The sequence below is a fragment of the Candidatus Binataceae bacterium genome (genome assembly GCA_035500095.1).
Lineage (GTDB): Bacteria > Desulfobacterota > Binatia > Binatales > Binataceae > JAKAVN01.
The window spans coordinates 1-14,460 of record DATJXN010000149.1; the positions used below are offsets into that span (position 1 = coordinate 1).

General features: G+C 65.1%; 14 protein-coding genes. 7 read left to right on the top strand and 7 right to left on the bottom strand.

Annotation, left to right across the window (positions count from 1 at the left end):
• Nucleotides 1–424 precede the first annotated feature (424 nt).
• The 3 genes from VMI09_16890 to VMI09_16900 are packed head-to-tail and all read left to right on the top strand — an operon-like array spanning nucleotide 425 to nucleotide 3,802.
• Nucleotides 425–2,047, top strand: a complete 1,623-nt coding sequence (locus VMI09_16890; GenBank protein HTQ26368.1) for an ABC transporter substrate-binding protein — start codon at nucleotides 425–427, stop codon at nucleotides 2,045–2,047.
• On the top strand, nucleotides 2,044–2,970 hold the full coding sequence (locus VMI09_16895) for an ABC transporter permease (protein ID HTQ26369.1): 927 nt from the start codon (nucleotides 2,044–2,046) through the stop codon (nucleotides 2,968–2,970). Before VMI09_16890 ends, VMI09_16895 begins: the two co-directional genes overlap by 4 nt.
• Nucleotides 2,971–2,998: 28 nt before the next feature.
• The gene (locus VMI09_16900; protein HTQ26370.1) at nucleotides 2,999–3,802 is read left to right on the top strand and encodes an ABC transporter permease; all 804 of its coding nucleotides are present in this window, start codon (nucleotides 2,999–3,001) and stop codon (nucleotides 3,800–3,802) included.
• Between the two features lie 20 nt (nucleotides 3,803–3,822).
• On the opposite strand, the gene mtnA is transcribed toward VMI09_16900, so the two are convergent.
• Together mtnA and VMI09_16910 are read right to left on the bottom strand one after the other, a co-directional pair.
• Entirely contained in the window at nucleotides 3,823–4,857 is a 1,035-nt protein-coding gene (mtnA, locus tag VMI09_16905; GenBank protein ID HTQ26371.1) for an S-methyl-5-thioribose-1-phosphate isomerase, read from the bottom strand.
• Nucleotides 4,858–5,056: 199 nt separating this feature from the next.
• Nucleotides 5,057–5,467, bottom strand: a complete 411-nt coding sequence (locus tag VMI09_16910; GenBank protein HTQ26372.1) for a hypothetical protein — start codon at nucleotides 5,465–5,467, stop codon at nucleotides 5,057–5,059.
• A 750-nt stretch (nucleotides 5,468–6,217) separates the two neighbouring features.
• Here VMI09_16910 and VMI09_16915 point away from each other — a divergent pair.
• Nucleotides 6,218–6,514 carry an RNA-binding protein gene (locus tag VMI09_16915; GenBank protein ID HTQ26373.1) on the top strand — a complete coding sequence of 99 codons (297 nt, stop codon included), beginning with the start codon at nucleotides 6,218–6,220 and terminating at the stop codon, nucleotides 6,512–6,514.
• A 289-nt stretch (nucleotides 6,515–6,803) separates the two neighbouring features.
• Here the strand turns inward: VMI09_16915 and VMI09_16920 are convergent, their stop codons facing one another.
• The 3 genes from VMI09_16920 to thyX form a co-directional block, all read right to left on the bottom strand.
• The gene (locus tag VMI09_16920) at nucleotides 6,804–7,445 is read right to left on the bottom strand and encodes a uracil-DNA glycosylase (protein ID HTQ26374.1); all 642 of its coding nucleotides are present in this window, start codon (nucleotides 7,443–7,445) and stop codon (nucleotides 6,804–6,806) included.
• Nucleotides 7,438–7,848 (bottom strand): hypothetical protein, encoded by a 411-nt coding sequence (locus VMI09_16925; GenBank protein HTQ26375.1) that lies wholly within the window; start codon nucleotides 7,846–7,848, stop codon nucleotides 7,438–7,440. The genes VMI09_16920 and VMI09_16925 overlap by 8 nt, the downstream gene beginning before the upstream one ends.
• Nucleotides 7,849–7,980: 132 nt before the next feature.
• On the bottom strand, nucleotides 7,981–8,817 hold the full coding sequence (gene thyX / locus VMI09_16930; GenBank protein HTQ26376.1) for an FAD-dependent thymidylate synthase: 837 nt from the start codon (nucleotides 8,815–8,817) through the stop codon (nucleotides 7,981–7,983).
• A gap of 139 nt (nucleotides 8,818–8,956) precedes the next feature.
• Here thyX and VMI09_16935 point away from each other — a divergent pair, with 139 nt between their 5' ends.
• Genes VMI09_16935 through VMI09_16945 form a run of 3 tightly spaced genes read left to right on the top strand, consistent with a single transcriptional unit; the run spans nucleotide 8,957 to nucleotide 11,614 of the window.
• Nucleotides 8,957–10,054 carry a quinone-dependent dihydroorotate dehydrogenase gene (locus tag VMI09_16935; GenBank protein ID HTQ26377.1) on the top strand — a complete coding sequence of 366 codons (1,098 nt, stop codon included), beginning with the start codon at nucleotides 8,957–8,959 and terminating at the stop codon, nucleotides 10,052–10,054.
• A gap of 46 nt (nucleotides 10,055–10,100) precedes the next feature.
• Complete coding sequence (locus tag VMI09_16940) at nucleotides 10,101–10,925, top strand: sulfurtransferase (protein HTQ26378.1); 825 nt, start codon at nucleotides 10,101–10,103, stop codon at nucleotides 10,923–10,925.
• Nucleotides 10,922–11,614 carry a pyroglutamyl-peptidase I gene (locus VMI09_16945; protein HTQ26379.1) on the top strand — a complete coding sequence of 231 codons (693 nt, stop codon included), beginning with the start codon at nucleotides 10,922–10,924 and terminating at the stop codon, nucleotides 11,612–11,614. Before VMI09_16940 ends, VMI09_16945 begins: the two co-directional genes overlap by 4 nt.
• A gap of 86 nt (nucleotides 11,615–11,700) precedes the next feature.
• On the opposite strand, the gene VMI09_16950 is transcribed toward VMI09_16945, so the two are convergent.
• On the bottom strand, nucleotides 11,701–12,669 hold the full coding sequence (locus VMI09_16950) for a cyclase family protein (GenBank protein HTQ26380.1): 969 nt from the start codon (nucleotides 12,667–12,669) through the stop codon (nucleotides 11,701–11,703).
• Nucleotides 12,670–12,930: 261 nt separating this feature from the next.
• Entirely contained in the window at nucleotides 12,931–14,058 is a 1,128-nt protein-coding gene (locus VMI09_16955; protein HTQ26381.1) for a response regulator, read from the bottom strand.
• Nucleotides 14,059–14,460 lie beyond the last annotated feature (402 nt).

The window sequence follows — 14,460 nt, forward strand, 5'->3', positions numbered from 1 at the left end:
CCCATCCCGGAGCAGGGCAGATGGCTGAGAACCGTGGTCGAGGGGCACTTCCGTTATTATGGCGTCCCGATGAACTCTGCGGCGCTCCGCCAGTTCCGCTTCTGCGCAGTGCGACTGTGGCATCGCGTGCTCTCGCGCCGCAGCCAAAATGGCCGCGTGCGGTGGGGCCGCATGCTTCGCCTCGCTTCGCAGTGGCTGCCTGCGCCCGCATCCATCATCCCTACCCACTGCGCCGCCTCGGCGTCATCACCTGAGGCAAGAGCCGGATGCGGGAAAGCCGCTCGTCCGGATCCGTTGAGGGTGTTATGGGCAACCATGATTTCTACTCAGACTGCAAATCGCCCGGCAGATCTTCTTGTAGATCTTGCCCCGATCTCGCCCCGGATTTTGTCCGTCGCCGGCTGGCCCGCGGCGCGCTTGTGCTATGATCACGCCGCCCCCGATGAGCGAGACGACGAGCAGGCAGGCATCCTGGCCCGGTGCGATTTTCGCTGTTGCCCGCGTGGCCGTGGTGGTTGCGCTCGTCGCCGTGGCGTTCGACCGCGTCGTCGGCGGGCGCCATCGCGCGGCCCCACCGGCGCCCGCCGGCTATCTCCACGTCGATCTCGAAACCTCGCCCATCGCCCTCGATCCGCGGTTCGCAACCGACGCAATTTCCTCGCGCACGAGCGAGCTGGTCTTCGATGCGCTGGTGAGAGCGGATGCGCATGGTCAGTTCTTCGGCGACCTGGCCGAAAGTTTCGAACGGCCGACGCCCACCACGCTGGTCTTCCATCTGCGCGGAGGTTTGCGCTTCAGCGACGGGCGGCCACTTGGCGCGCGCGACATCAAGTATACCTACGATTCGATTCTCGATCCCGCCTCCGCCTCGCCCAAGCGGATCGCCCTGCGCGAGCTTGCAGCAATCGCCGCGCCCGACGACGCGACGATCGTGATGACGACCAGGGGGCCGTATGCGTCCGCGTTCGATATGGCGACGATCGGCGTGGTACCGCAGGGCACGGCGCCACCGGGCAAGGCCGGCGTGCGATGGCCGGCCGCAAGCGGCGCTTTCGAGGTCGCAAGCTTCGCGCGCGATGAGGCGCTGATCCTGAGGCGTAATCCGGTTCGCCCATCCGCGCCCGGCGCGATCGCCGGAATCGTGTTCAAGGTGGTGCCCGATCCGACGGTGCGCGCGCTCGAGCTGGCCGAGGGCGTGTGCGATCTCGCCGAGAACAATATCCAGCCCGACCTGCTGGGGTACCTGGGGATGCGCCCCGACCTGGTTATCAATCAATCGCCCGGAAGCGAATATTACTACCTCGAGTTCAACTTTCGCGATCCGCATCTGCGCGATTTGCGCGTGCGCCAGGCGATTGCCTATGCGATCAGCCGTGAGGCGATCGTCGGCTCGCTCTACAAGGGGGCCGGGCGCGTCGCGAGCGGGATGCTCGCTCCCGAGAACTGGGCCTATGACGGCGACGTCGAGCGTTATCCCTACGACCCATTCAAGGCGTCCAGGCTGCTCGACGAGGCCGGCTATCCGATCGGCCCGACCGGCACGCGCGATCTGAAGTTCGTCTACAAGACCACGCCCGAGGGCCGCCGTCTCGCCGAAGCGATACAGGCAATGCTCAGGCGGATCGGAATCACGCTCGACATCCGCACCAACGAGTTCGCGACTTTCTACAGCGATATCCAGAAAGGCAATTTCGACTTGACCTCGCTCGACTGGGTCGCGGACAACCTCACGCATCAATACTACATGGTGTTCGATTCCAGGATGACTCCGCCGAACGGCTCCAACCGCGGCAACTACTCGAACCCCGCGATGGATCGTCTGCTCGAGCGGGCCGAGACGACGCTCGAGCCGGCCGCGCGACGCGAGATTTACGCCCAGGTCCAGAAAGCCGCTGCCGCCGACTTGCCGTACGTGTCGCTCTGGTGGATGGACAACGTGGTGGTGATAAATCGCCGCGTGAAAGGCTTCACGCCATTTCCCAACGGCAGCCTGCGTTCGTTCGCGAACGTGTCGTTCGCGCCCGCATCGGGGAACGCGAGGCCGTGACTGGCTATTTCGTCCGCCGCCTTGCCGCGTTGATTCCGGTCGCGCTCGGCGTCGCGACGCTGACCTTCGCGCTCATTCATCTGGTACCCGGCGACCCTGTGACCGTAATGCTGGGCGATACCGCCGGGCCTGCCGATGTTGCCGGCCTGCGCCAACAACTGGGACTCGATCGGCCACTTGTGGTGCAGTATGCCGAGTTTTTGCGGGGGCTCACGCGCGGCGATCTCGGGGAGTCGATCTCGATGAAGGAGCCGGTTGCGCGGCTGATCGTTGAGCGCTTCCCTGCGACGCTGGAGTTGGCGGGGGCCGCGATGCTGGTTGCGATCGCGCTCGCTATTCCGCTCGGTCTAATCGCGGGCGCGAATCCGGGCGGCGGCGCCGATATGGGCGCGATGGGTTTCGCGATCCTGGGGATCTCCGTGCCCCATCTGTGTCTCGGCCCCCTGGTGATGATCGTCTTCTCGCTTAAGCTCGGATGGCTTCCCCTGACGGGGCGTGGCGGCCTCGCGCACCTGGTGCTGCCGGCGGTAACGATGGGGACCGCGCTCGCGGCGATCCTGGCGCGGATGCTGCGCAAAAGCCTCATCCAGGTGCGCGAGGCCGACTATATTCGCACCGCGCGCAGCAAGGGCCTGAGCGCGTTTGCCGCGCTGATGCGCCACGGGCTGCGCAACGCGCTGACCCCGGTGATTACGCTGCTCGCACTGGAGACCGGCGCGCTGCTGACCGGCGCGATCGTCACCGAGATGATCTTTTCGTGGCCCGGGATGGGCCGTTTGCTCATCGCGGCGATAAGCGCGCGCGACTATCCGCTGGTCGAAGGCTGCGTGCTCACCTTCGCGTTTACCTACGTGGTGGTCAATATGGCTACCGACCTGGTTTACGCAATCGTGGATCCGCGGATTCGTCTGCTACGAGCGTGATGATTTGCGCGAAGGGGAATGGGTATTGATGCGCCGCAATCCGTCGCTCGCCGTAGGCTCGTCGATCGTCGCGATGCTCGCAATTGCGGCGGCGCTCGGGCCGATCCTTGTGCATGCCGATCCGCTGGCGATCGATCTGAAAGAGACGCTCGCCCCGCCCAGTCCCGGCCATTGGCTCGGATGCGACGCGCTTGGGCGCGACATGCTCGCCCGCGTGCTATGGGGCGGGCGGCTCTCTCTTGCGGTCTCGACCGCGGTGGTGATGCTTTCGCTCGTGGCGGGCAGCGTCGTGGGCGGCGCGGCAGCGCTGGCGGGCGGGCGCGTCGATGCGCTCGTCATGCGGCTTATCGATGTAGTGCTCGCGTTTCCCGGCTTCCTGCTCGCGATTGCGCTTGCCGCGATTCTTGGTCCGGGTCTAGTCGACCTGGTAGTCGCGCTGACGGCGATGGGATGGACTGGCTATGCGCGGCTGGTCCGCGGCGAGGTGCTGTCGCTGCGCGAGCACGAGTACGTCGAGGCGGCGCGCGCGCTGGGCGCCTCGCCCGGCCGCCTGTTGCTGCGCCATCTGATGCCCGGTCTTGCCGGTCCGGTCGCGGTGCAGGCGACCTTCGGCGTCGGCGGAATTATCGTTGCTGAGGCCGCGCTCTCGTTCCTCGGGCTGGGCGTGCTGCCACCTGCGCCGAGCTGGGGCAACATGCTGGATAGCGGGCGCGCATTTATGCTCGTCGCGCCGCATCTGACTACCGCGCCGGGCGTGGCGATCGGCGCTTCGGTACTGGGATTCAACCTGCTGGGCGACGGTCTGGCGCGGGCGGTCGGCCGCCGCGGCTGATTTCGGATAATCAGAGCGGCTCAGGCTTCGCGCTTGAGCGCGGCCAGGCTTTCAGTGTACGGCGGATAAGCGATTCCGCGTTCGGTAATGATCGCGGTAACCAATTCGGCCGGCGTCACATCAAAGGCGGGGTTGAAGACCTTCACGCCTCGCGGCGTAATCTGTTTGACGCCGAGATGAGTAATCTCGCTCGCGGATCGCTGCTCGATCGGAATTTCCGCGCCGCTCGGACAGGCGAGATCGATCGATGACAGCGGCGCGGCGACGTAAAACGGCACGCCGTGGCGCCGCGCCATCACGGCCAGCGGGTAGGTGCCGATTTTATTCGCGACGTCGCCGTTGGCCGCCGTGCGATCGGTTCCGACGACTACGCAGCTGACGCCGCCGTTGCGGAGCACGCTCCCTGCCATGTTGTCGGCGATCACCGTTACGGGAATGCGATCCTTGTGCAACTCCCAGGCGGTCAGCCGCGCGCCCTGCATGAAGGGCCGCGTCTCGTCGGCGATGACCGCGATCTTTTTTCCCGCCTCACGGGCCGCACGGATCACGCCCAGCGCCGTGCCATAGCCTGCCGTGGCCAGCGCTCCGGCATTGCAATGGGTTAGCACGGTCGACGGATTCTCAAGCAGCTCGGCGCCGAAGCGTCCCAGCGCGCGATTGGCGGCGAGGTCTTCCTCGTAGATGGCGATCGCCTCGTCGCGCAGGCGCCGGAACAGCTGCGCCGCATCGAGAGCGAGGTTGCTTTCGACCACCCGCGCCATACGCGCCAACGCCCACGCGAGATTGACCGCAGTGGGACGCGTCGCGCGAAGACCGCTTGCGACCTTCGCGAACCGCTTGCGGGCCCGCGCGCCACTTACATTGCGCATCCCCAGCGCCACTCCCATCGCGGCCGCAACTCCGATCGCGGGCGCGCCGCGAATCACCATAGTCCGGATCGCTTCCGCGACCCCGCGCCAGTCGCGATATACGCGGATGACTTCGCGCTCCGGCAGCAGCCGCTGGTCAATCATGCGAACCGCATCGTTGCGCCATTCGATAGTTCTTACTGCCATATCCGGCCCGCGCGGGCGGCGCAGAGAGTTCGCTTCCGCTTACGCACCCATATTTCCGATGAGCCTCGACGGCGCGGAGAAATGTATATTCCGGCGGATGAGGTTCGTGCGGTCACGCTCGCGTCAGTATCGTAGCGCGTGCGCGATGGCTCCGATACTGACGCTTGCAGTGCGTGAGGCGAAATCGGTGCGGTTGGGGTTATGCTTTTTCGTAGAGTCCGCGAGTCTTGCGCTTGGCCAATCCGGCTTCGATCCAGCGCGTGATCGCGGCGAAGATTTCTGAGGGGCGCTTGTCCTTAAGTCCACGCACCTGCCGAACATTGGAGGCCTTGAACTGTTTGGGCAATTGGTCAAGCACCTTGCGCCAGTTGATTCGTCCGCCGCCGCCGCCTCCACCGCCGCCCCCGGCCCGCGGTGCGCGTGCAGCGCTGGCGCCGGTGCTCCGGCGTCCGGCAAGCCGGCCGAGCGACTCTTCATCGCGCTTGAGTTGTGCGAGTTCAACCTCTTTCGCGCGAATCTCCTTGCGCAACTGGGCCAGCGCAGAGCCCGCCTGGCGGCGAATCTTGCCGATCGCGGACATAGGCGATCCAGAACCTTTCCTTCGTGGCATCCAATACTCTCCTTAGAAACTCGGGTCTGTTGCGGATTACTGAAGCGGCCACGCTACACAACAGGCAGCTAACATACAAGTATTCCGCTGAACCTGAATTACCATACTAACAGAGTTCGGCAGTTCATACTATCGCAAATATATCGACGGAGACCGCGGAACCTGTGCGGATCTTACTTCTGCCAAACGTTGGCATGAATAATGGTGCGAAAGTACCTTCTCGCCAAGTGCTGAAGCATTCAGTACGGTCTTGCCCTCATACTCGGCCGTCTCGACGTTGCTCTCGCGACGTATCTATTCATCACTGGAGTGCCGCGACGACGACTCGACTTGCAGGAGACCAATTCAGCGCGCGGGCTGAAAATTTGTTCAGCTTTGGCCGGACCGCGCGCAACGATTCCGGATTCGCGTTCTGAGCGTTCCGGTGCTTTTTGGCGAGCAGAAGCGCTAAGCCGAGGATCAATATGGCCTCGTGGCGGAGTTGCGCGGACCTTGCGCGACCATACGGTAAAGCGTCTTAAAGCAATAAAGAGCAAATTTCTGCTATATGCTGGTGACGCTATGCTTACATTTGACTCGGTGCTATAAGAAGTACGCTATTTTCAGGCGTGACGTAGCGTCGCAATAGCCGCCGAGAGTGAAAGTATCTATCGCAGAAGTCATCGGCAGTGGGCTGCCTGACTAGAGACGGGTCTCATTAGCGACGCGCTGAGCATCTGGTGCCAAGGGTGAGAGCAGGAGAGTTCGGAAATGGGTCGTAGACTGTACGTGGGGAATCTAGCTTGGACTGTCACCGACCAGGACCTGCAGGATGCGTTTTCGGAGGCTGGTAAGGTAGATAGTTCTCAGGTCATCATCGACCGTGCGACTAATCGGTCTCGCGGCTTCGGATTCGTAGAGATGGCCACGGATGACGCCGCGGAGGCGGCGATCAAAAAGCTCAACGGCAGGGACATCAAGGGACGCCCGATTCGCGTCAACGAGGCGCAAGCTCGAAGCGGCAACGACCGCGAGCGGCGTCCTGGCGGTGGCGGGCGCGACCGTTAGCAAAACCCGGTTGATTGGACGCACCAGCGGCGCGAGTAGCTAACCACGCCGCGCTCGTCACAACGCCGGACTACAAATCGATGCCGATTCGTCCCGTCCCAAACCGTACGGGCCGGAAGCGGAAAACCTGACTGCTTCAACCATCCTGTCCGGTAACCCGAGCAACCAAAGCTCGGAGCGGAAAAAACAAGGATGGTGAAGACTTCAAATCATTCCCAAGTCGGTGCACGGGTTGGACTGGCGTACGATGGCGCTGTCCGACGGCGCTGATGCCTGTCCGCGCGACGCCTTAAGAGCCATTACATAATCGTGCGAGCCGCTGGAAATCCCGCGCGTAGGCGGCCGGCGTATAAGCGCCGCGCACCACGTACGCCGGATGGTACATCGCGTATAGCAGCGTGCCGCCGCTATGGAGAACGGCGCCGCGGCGCGGTCTGAACGGTGCCGCGCTCCCAGCCAGCCGGCGCCAGGCGACGGCGCCCAGGCAGACCACGACCTGCGGATGCACCAGGGCGAGTTCGGCTGCGAGATGGCCGCTGCAGTTGGCGATCTCGCGCGCGCTTGGATTGCGGTTGCGGCCGCGGGCGTCGCGCGGGTTGCATCGAACCACGTTAGTGATGAAAAGGCGCCGAAGACCGGCGCGCGCGATCATCCCACGGAGCAATTCTCCCGAACGATCGCCGCTGAACGGGATTCCGGTGCGGTCGGCGCCGAGACGGCCGGGTGCCAGGCCCACGAACGCAACCCGCGCCGGCGCCGCGCCCTGGCCCGGCACGACTTGCGAACGGCATTTCACCAGCGCCGGGCAACGCACGCATCCGCGCATCGCGGCGCTCAACGCTCGCAGGCGGGCCGCCGCGCCGCGCGGCTTGATGGATGCCGCGCTCGTGCACGCCGCGGCACCCGATGCGAAGGCGCTGCGCTCAACCATGTTGCGTACGCGTGTTGCCGGCTAGATTTATTTTGGGCGCGCGACGGCGTTCAACGAAAAGCCGGGCGCGATAGCGCAGACCCTCGCGTTCCTCGCGCGGGCTCGCGCGAATCTCGTCCGCCATCGCCGTCAGCTCGACGCACAAACGCTCGACGTCGATCCCGGCGTGCGCGGGCCGAAAATCCTCCATCGTCAGCAGCGCCTGCGAGAGCAGGTTGACCGTCGCCTGGCGTCCGCCACGCTCGAAACGCAGATGGAGCGCCGCGGCAACCCGCCCGAGCGCGCGAGCCATGTCGCGCACGTCGGAGCCGGACGCGGCGAGGACGTGCTCGAAGCGTTCGGCGGCCGCGAAGTATTCGCCGCGATTAAAGGCCGCGATCGCCTGATCGAATTCGTCGTCCATCGAGGTCTATTCGCGGCGGTCAGCGAGCCGCTTGGCAAAGTATATTTGCGAAATAATACGTTGCGCCGCAAATCCCATCAGGGGGGCTTCGCCGGCGCCGCGTTCGGCCGCGAACGCACGCTTCACTGCGGCTTACAGCAGTTCCTTTTCTTCGACGGCGCGGAATTCGGCCTCGCCGAGCGCTTCGGCCTTGCGCGTGCCGTGGCGCTCGTAGAGTTCGAAGAGGCTCGCCTTGTGCGGGCGCACGCGGCCGAGCGGGCACTTCTGCCAGTCCTCGAGCGATTCGTCGCAGTAGCCCATCCGGTTCTCGCCGCACTTGGGCTGCAGGAAGACCGCGATCTCGGGCAGCACGTGCTTTATCTCGGCCCGCATCATCGCGACCATCCGCCGGATCTCCCACTGCGCGCGCACGCACAGCCGGAGATCGCAAATGTGCAGCATCTCGGCAAAATTCACCATTACGTGAAAGTTGGTCGGCGCCGCGTTGGGCAACACGAAACGCGCGTCTTCGGCGGGAATCCCGGCCTTGAGCGCGCGCGCGTAGAGCTCTGAGGTGCGCGCGAGCAGCCCCGAGAATTCCTCTTCCATGCCCGCCCGGCGCCATGAATCGGGCATCACGAAGGCCAGCCGATCCTGCTTGAATTTCACGTAGCGCTGGCTCTGCTGCTCGAAGCTGATGCCAATACGATGGCGGACGAACTGATGCGAGAGCGAACGCGACACGCCGGAAATCGCGAACCAGAACACGATCTGTTCGAGCGGCGAGGCGTGGCCGGTTTTGAGCCGCTCGCCGATGAACTCGCGAATCCGCTCGTGGCTGATTTTCTCGGTCTTGATCTTTTCCCAGACTTCGATCGGCGAGTCCGACGAGTAACAGGTGCGAAACGCGGCGTAGAGCTTTTCCAGCGGGTCGCTCGCGTAATCGATAAGTTTGACCTGCATCTCAGCCCGGCTGTTGCTCACGTTCATCGCTGCGTCATCCTGTCCTTCACTCTATTTCACCCGCGCATGGAACGTAATCGCCGGCACACCGCGTTATCAACTCCATCAACAACGCGCCCGCCGCAGCCCATTGCGCTCCGATGCCGAGGTCTCTAGATTCCCGCTCATGACGCCGCCCGCCCCAGACTTCTACCTCCGCTTCCTGCGGCCGCTGCTTTTCCGGCTCGATCCGGAACGCGCCCATCGGCTGACGCTCGCGATGATGGGGCCGATCGCGATCCTGCGCAAGCCGGCGCCGGACCCGCCGGCGCTGGCCACCTCGCCGTGGGGTATCCGGTTCTCCAATCCGGTTGGCCTTGCGGCCGGGATGGACAAGGACATCCGGGCGGTCGCCGGATGGCGCGCGCTTGGTTTCGGCTTTGCCGAGCTTGGTACGGTGACGCCGCTTGCACAACCGGGTAATCCGCGCCCGCGGCTGTGGCGCCTGCCCGAGCAGCGCGCGATGGTGAACCGGCTGGGCTTTCCCAGCGCCGGGATGGAGAGGGCGGCGAGGCGGCTCTCACGCATCAAGCGGCGGGGATTGAAAATCCGGCTCGGGCTGAATCTCGGCCCGAACAAGGACACGCCGACCGAGCGCGTGGCGGAAGATTACACGACGATGGTCGCGAGGCTCGGCGCGATGGTCGATTTTATCGTGATCAACGTAAGCTCGCCGAATACGCCGGGCCTGCGCGACTGGCAATCGGCGGCGCGCCTGGCGCCCCTGATGCGCCCGATCCTGGCCGAGGCGATGAAGCTCACGCCGCGAAGACCCGTGCTGGTGAAAATCGCGCCCGACCTCAACGCGCCAGTGCTCGCCTCGGTATGCGAGGCGGTGTCGACTAACGGCGCTGACGGCCTGGTGGTCTGCAACACGACGACCGCGCGTCAGGCGCTCGGCGTCTATACGGAATACGAAGGCGGAGTAAGCGGGGCGCCGCTTGCGAAGCGGGCGCTCGCGATGGTCGCGGAGATTCGGCGCCGCACGGGCGCAAAGATTCCGATAATCGGAGTCGGCGGAGTGTTCGGCGCCGAGGACGCCTACCGTCTGATCTGCGCGGGCGCGTGCCTGGTCGAGTTATACACGGGACTGGTTTACGAAGGGCCCGACCTGGTGGAGCGAATCAAGCAAGGCCTGGTCGAATTGCTGCAGCGCGACGGGCTGAATTCGATTGGCGACGCCGTCGGCATCGCGGCGCCGGCCAGGGCGAGCGAACGGTCCTGACGCCGCCGCCCGCGGCCGCAAAAGATGAGACACGCGAGGAGATACGATGGCCACGGAACATCAAACGCACAATGAGATCCTCGTCGACGGGCGCTGGCTCAGCGCGCGCCGCGCGGACCAGGACGTGGTGCTGATCGATACGCGCCCGGCGGCCGATTTTCGCGCGGGTCATCTGAAAGGCGCGCGTCACTTCGACCCGTTCCCGTTCCACTATTCGAACACCGGCGAGAGCGGGATGCGCGAGGTTCGCGGACAGCTCGAATGGATCTTTTCTGCGCTCGGCATCACCGGCGCCGAGACGCTGGTATTTTACGAGAACGACTCCGGGATGCGTGCGACACGGACGGCATGGCTCGCCGAGTACATGGGTCATCGCCACGTGCGAATCCTCGACGGCGGGCTGAAGCTCGCGGGCGCGGAACTCACGGCGGCCGTCGCACCGGTCACGCCAGGCGCATTCGTGGCGGCGCCGCGCGAGGAGATTTTCGCCTCGAGCGAATATCTGGTCGAGCGGCTCGGCCGCGCCGACGTGCGGATTTTCGACGTTCGCAGCGACGAAGAATATTTCGGCGAGCGCGTGCGCGCGCGGCGCGGCGGCGCGGTGCCCGGCGCGGTGCATCTGGATTGGGTAAACAACGTGGCCGCGGACGGGAGGTTCAAGCCGCCCGCGGAATTGCGCGCCGCCTTCGAACGGTTGGGGCTGCGGCCGGAGGCCGAAATCGTTGCCTATTGCCAGGGCGGCTACCGTTCGGCCAATGCGTACTACGCGCTCAGGCTCGCGGGCTTCGATCGCCTGCGCAACTACATCGGGTCATGGGGCGAATGGGGCAATCGCGAAGACCTGCCGATCGAGCATCCGCGGCGCAAATGAAACGGGCGTTGAACGCGCGAACGCGACTTGCCAAAGGCAGCCGCCCGGCAGCAAGACGCCGCGTTCGCGCCGTCCTGCTGCTGAGCGCCTTCGAGCCGTTTGGCGGCGAGCGCACGAATCCTTCATGGGAAGTCGCGCAAATGCTCCACGGCCGCGAGATCGGAGGGCTCGTCGTCAAGGCGGTGCGGCTCCCGGTCAACACGCCGCGCGCGGTGCGCGCGATCGCGGCGGAGATCCGCCGGCTCCGTCCGCGCGCCGTGCTCGGGCTGGGGCAGGCGGGCGGGCGTCCTGCGATCTCGCTCGAGAAGGTCGCGATCAACCTTGCCGAGCGCCGCGCCGGCCATGAGAGCGACGGCGGACTTGCGGGCACGCCGGTCGTGCGTGGCGGCGCCGACGCGATCTTCGCGCGGCTGCCGCTGCGCACGATCCTCCGTGCGCTCGAGCGCCGCGGAATTCCCGCGGCGCTCTCGCTGAGCGCCGGCGCTTACGTGTGCAACGCGGTGATGTACGCGACGTTGCATACGCTTGCCGCGCGGCCCGAGGTTGCCGCGGGCTTCATCCACCTGCCCTACACGGCGCGCCAGGCGGTGCGTCATCGCCAGGCCCCGAGCATGTCGATCGAGGTGATGGCGGCGGCGGTCGAGGCGGCGATGGCGGCGCTCGCGCGCGCGCCGCGCCGGCGCGGATAAGGCTATGGCCGCATCCCGCCCGCGGCCTGGCTCTGCGATCTTCTGCGGCGCAGCGTCAACGCCGCGCACGGCCGGAATTCGCGCGGCTACTTTATCGCCACCGCGTTCGGCGGCGACGCGATCCCGCCCTCGACGTTCAGCGGACACGACACCAGCATGAACTCGTACTGGCGGTCCTGATGGCAATCGGCGGCGAGATCGTCAAGCACGAACTGCTCGCCCAGCGGCAGGCCGAGCAGTGACAGCGTGCGATAGTGAAGCGCGCCCTCGTTGCGGAAATCCCACGGCCACTGCTCGACCGCGGGGCAATCGGTGCCGATCGCGGCGACCCGGTTGTCCCACATCCACGCCACCATCTCGCGCGTGTCCTCGATCCCGCAGGCCTTGAGCTTGTTCATCGGGGCCATCGCGGCCTTTTCGGCGGGAGTTGATTTGACGTAGGCCTGCATCCATCCGGTGCGCAGCAGCAGCACGCTACCTGGCTTGAGCGAGCCGCCCTGCGCTTTGAGCGCGTCCTTCAGATCCTGGAGCGAGTAACGCTCGGGTTCGAGCGGTTTCACCGGCCGGCCCGCGTCGGCGCGGAACTTGAACAGGTCGATCAGATGGCCCTTGCCGACGAACTTGTCGGCCCACTTGTGGATGCTGAGCCGGCCGGCCCTCACGTCGGCGCCGGTCTTGCCGTTGTAGAAGGCCTGATGCTTCAGGTTGCCGACGTGGCCGAGGCCGTCCCACTGCGCGCCCTCCTGGGTGTTGTAGTTGTCGAGCATGTCGTCGAATCCGAGCAGGCCGTAGGACTCGAAGTCGGACAGGATGTGTTTGGCGGGCTTGCGCTCGAAGAGCGGCGGGTTGGCATAGTTGACGCGCGTGTCGAGCCGGAAGATCTTGCCCTTCTTAATCATCCGGGCGGCTTCGATAACGCCCTCGGAGGTCAGGAAGTTGAGGCAGCCGAGGTCGTCTTCATCGCCGAACACGCCCCAGTTGGAATCAGGCGGCGCGCCTTTTTTGACCGGCAGTTCGGAGAACCTGGGCAGTTTCGCAAAATCGACTTTGGCCATGACAGTCACCTTCCTTGCGTGCGCATGGCCTCGATGGCCGCGCAGTTGTGGGCGGGCGCCGACCGATCAAGCGCCGCTTGCGGACGAACTTCCGGCAGGCCCGCGGATGGGCGATTCACGCCCGATCGTTCGTCCAACAGGCAAGCGTCTGTCAAGCCTTCGGCGGACTTCGTTTACGTGGTGAAACTACCGCCGGGCCGGGCGAATGGGCTGCGCGCCGCGCGCTCGCCGCACGCAAAGTCAATCCCGGCGCCCAGGGTCTTAGGTGAGTGGAAGCGCCTTAGCCGGCTGGACGGCCGATTTCTGGCGCGCACGGATCAGCAGCTCGCGCAGCTTGGCCGGATTGACCGGCTTCTTGAACAGCGCGCCCTCGAGTCCCTTAAGCCGGCTGCGCACCAGGATGTGGTCGCGGTCGTAATTGTACGCGGTCATCAGGATGACCGGGAGGTGCGGCATCTCTTCCTTGATCCGCGTGTAGAACTCGTAACCGTCCATCTCCGGCATCACGACGTCGGAGATGACCGCGTCGATGCGCATGTTGCGCAGGATACCGAAGGCAGCGCTTGGCCGGATCGCGGTGTAAACCTGGCAGCGCTCGGCACGCAGCAGATCGGCGAGCGAGCTTACGACCGAGAGATCGTCGTCCAGCACCAGCACGGCCATCCCGGCGAGCGGCCAGTCGCATCCGTTCTTCGAAGCCTCGGGCGCGGCCGGGCGCTCTTCGGCCTCCGCGCCGCGCGGCGCGAGGTCAGCCATTTTCTTCCCCCCCAGATAGTCGCGGGTCTCGTAGACGCCCTGGCGGGTCATTTCGTCGAGCCGGCGCACGATGCCCTGGACGCGCCGGATGCCGCCGCGGATCGAGTCGAGCCGCTCGTGCTCGACCACCAGCTCGGCGTCCGATAGATGGGCCTCGACGCATCGCGCCAGCAGGTCGAGATTGTTGGTGATGGCTTCGAGCGGATTGTAGATCTCGTGCGCGAGGCTGACCGCGATTTCGCCGGCGGTGGCGAGCTGCTCGCGATGGCGCATCATCCGGATGTCGCGCGCGAACCCGATCGAGCCGGCCGGCGTCGTGCCGTCCTTCTCGTAGATGATCGAGCCCGAGATGGCGACCGGGATGAGCTCGCCGTCCTTGCTGCGAAGCACCGTCTCGAAATTGGAAATGCGCCCTGAATCGTCGCTCGCGGCGCGCATCGCCTTCATCACCCGGCGCGCTTCCTCGAGCGAAGGATAGATGGTGGTGATTTTCTGGCCGACGATTTCCTGGGCGGAGTAATGCAGGCTCTTGCGCGCTCCGTCGTTGTAAAAAATGATCGTCCCGTCGCGGTCGACCGCGATGATGATGTCGGGCGAGCTTTCGACCAGGGATTGAAGATAATTCTGATCCAATGATGACAACATGGCTATGCGGAGGGTCAACGCGTCGGTGCCGCGAAGCGATACTCCGGAGAGCAAGTTCGGGTTTTCATCTGTACAGGCACGAGACGATAAGCTTTCCGCGCGTGCCGCCGCTGCGCCGGCGGTGCGCTCCTTTTCACTATCGAATATAACCTTGATTGATGACTTCGGGGTTGGTTGCGCCCTGAACTCGTTCGAGCCCGGAGAACGTCTTCCGCTCCTGCTCCATCGCTACCCGCCCCTCCGGCGCAGACTCGCATCGAACAAAGTAAGGATGCCCTCGCGTCCAACTCACATCCGCCCCCCCCGGGGGCGCGCACAGCGGAACAAAAAAACGCATTCCGCAGGGCGCCTGCCCCGTAGGCCCTTGGACCTTGCAAGCCATCTGAACTT

What these genes read in the sequence shown, in the direction of transcription:
- VMI09_16890 (HTQ26368.1), top strand. Translation starts at nt 425, where the DNA reads ATGATCACGCCGCCCCCGATGAGCGAGACGACGAGCAGGCAGGCATCC.
- VMI09_16900 (HTQ26370.1), top strand. Translation starts at nt 2,999, where the DNA reads ATGCGCCGCAATCCGTCGCTCGCCGTAGGCTCGTCGATCGTCGCGATG.
- mtnA (HTQ26371.1), bottom strand. Translation starts at nt 4,857, where the DNA reads ATGGCAGTAAGAACTATCGAATGGCGCAACGATGCGGTTCGCATGATT.
- VMI09_16910 (HTQ26372.1), bottom strand. Translation starts at nt 5,467, where the DNA reads ATGCCACGAAGGAAAGGTTCTGGATCGCCTATGTCCGCGATCGGCAAG.
- VMI09_16915 (HTQ26373.1), top strand. Translation starts at nt 6,218, where the DNA reads ATGGGTCGTAGACTGTACGTGGGGAATCTAGCTTGGACTGTCACCGAC.
- VMI09_16920 (HTQ26374.1), bottom strand. Translation starts at nt 7,445, where the DNA reads ATGGTTGAGCGCAGCGCCTTCGCATCGGGTGCCGCGGCGTGCACGAGC.
- VMI09_16925 (HTQ26375.1), bottom strand. Translation starts at nt 7,848, where the DNA reads ATGGACGACGAATTCGATCAGGCGATCGCGGCCTTTAATCGCGGCGAA.
- thyX (HTQ26376.1), bottom strand. Translation starts at nt 8,817, where the DNA reads ATGAACGTGAGCAACAGCCGGGCTGAGATGCAGGTCAAACTTATCGAT.
- VMI09_16935 (HTQ26377.1), top strand. Translation starts at nt 8,957, where the DNA reads ATGACGCCGCCCGCCCCAGACTTCTACCTCCGCTTCCTGCGGCCGCTG.
- VMI09_16940 (HTQ26378.1), top strand. Translation starts at nt 10,101, where the DNA reads ATGGCCACGGAACATCAAACGCACAATGAGATCCTCGTCGACGGGCGC.
- VMI09_16945 (HTQ26379.1), top strand. Translation starts at nt 10,922, where the DNA reads ATGAAACGGGCGTTGAACGCGCGAACGCGACTTGCCAAAGGCAGCCGC.
- VMI09_16950 (HTQ26380.1), bottom strand. Translation starts at nt 12,669, where the DNA reads ATGGCCAAAGTCGATTTTGCGAAACTGCCCAGGTTCTCCGAACTGCCG.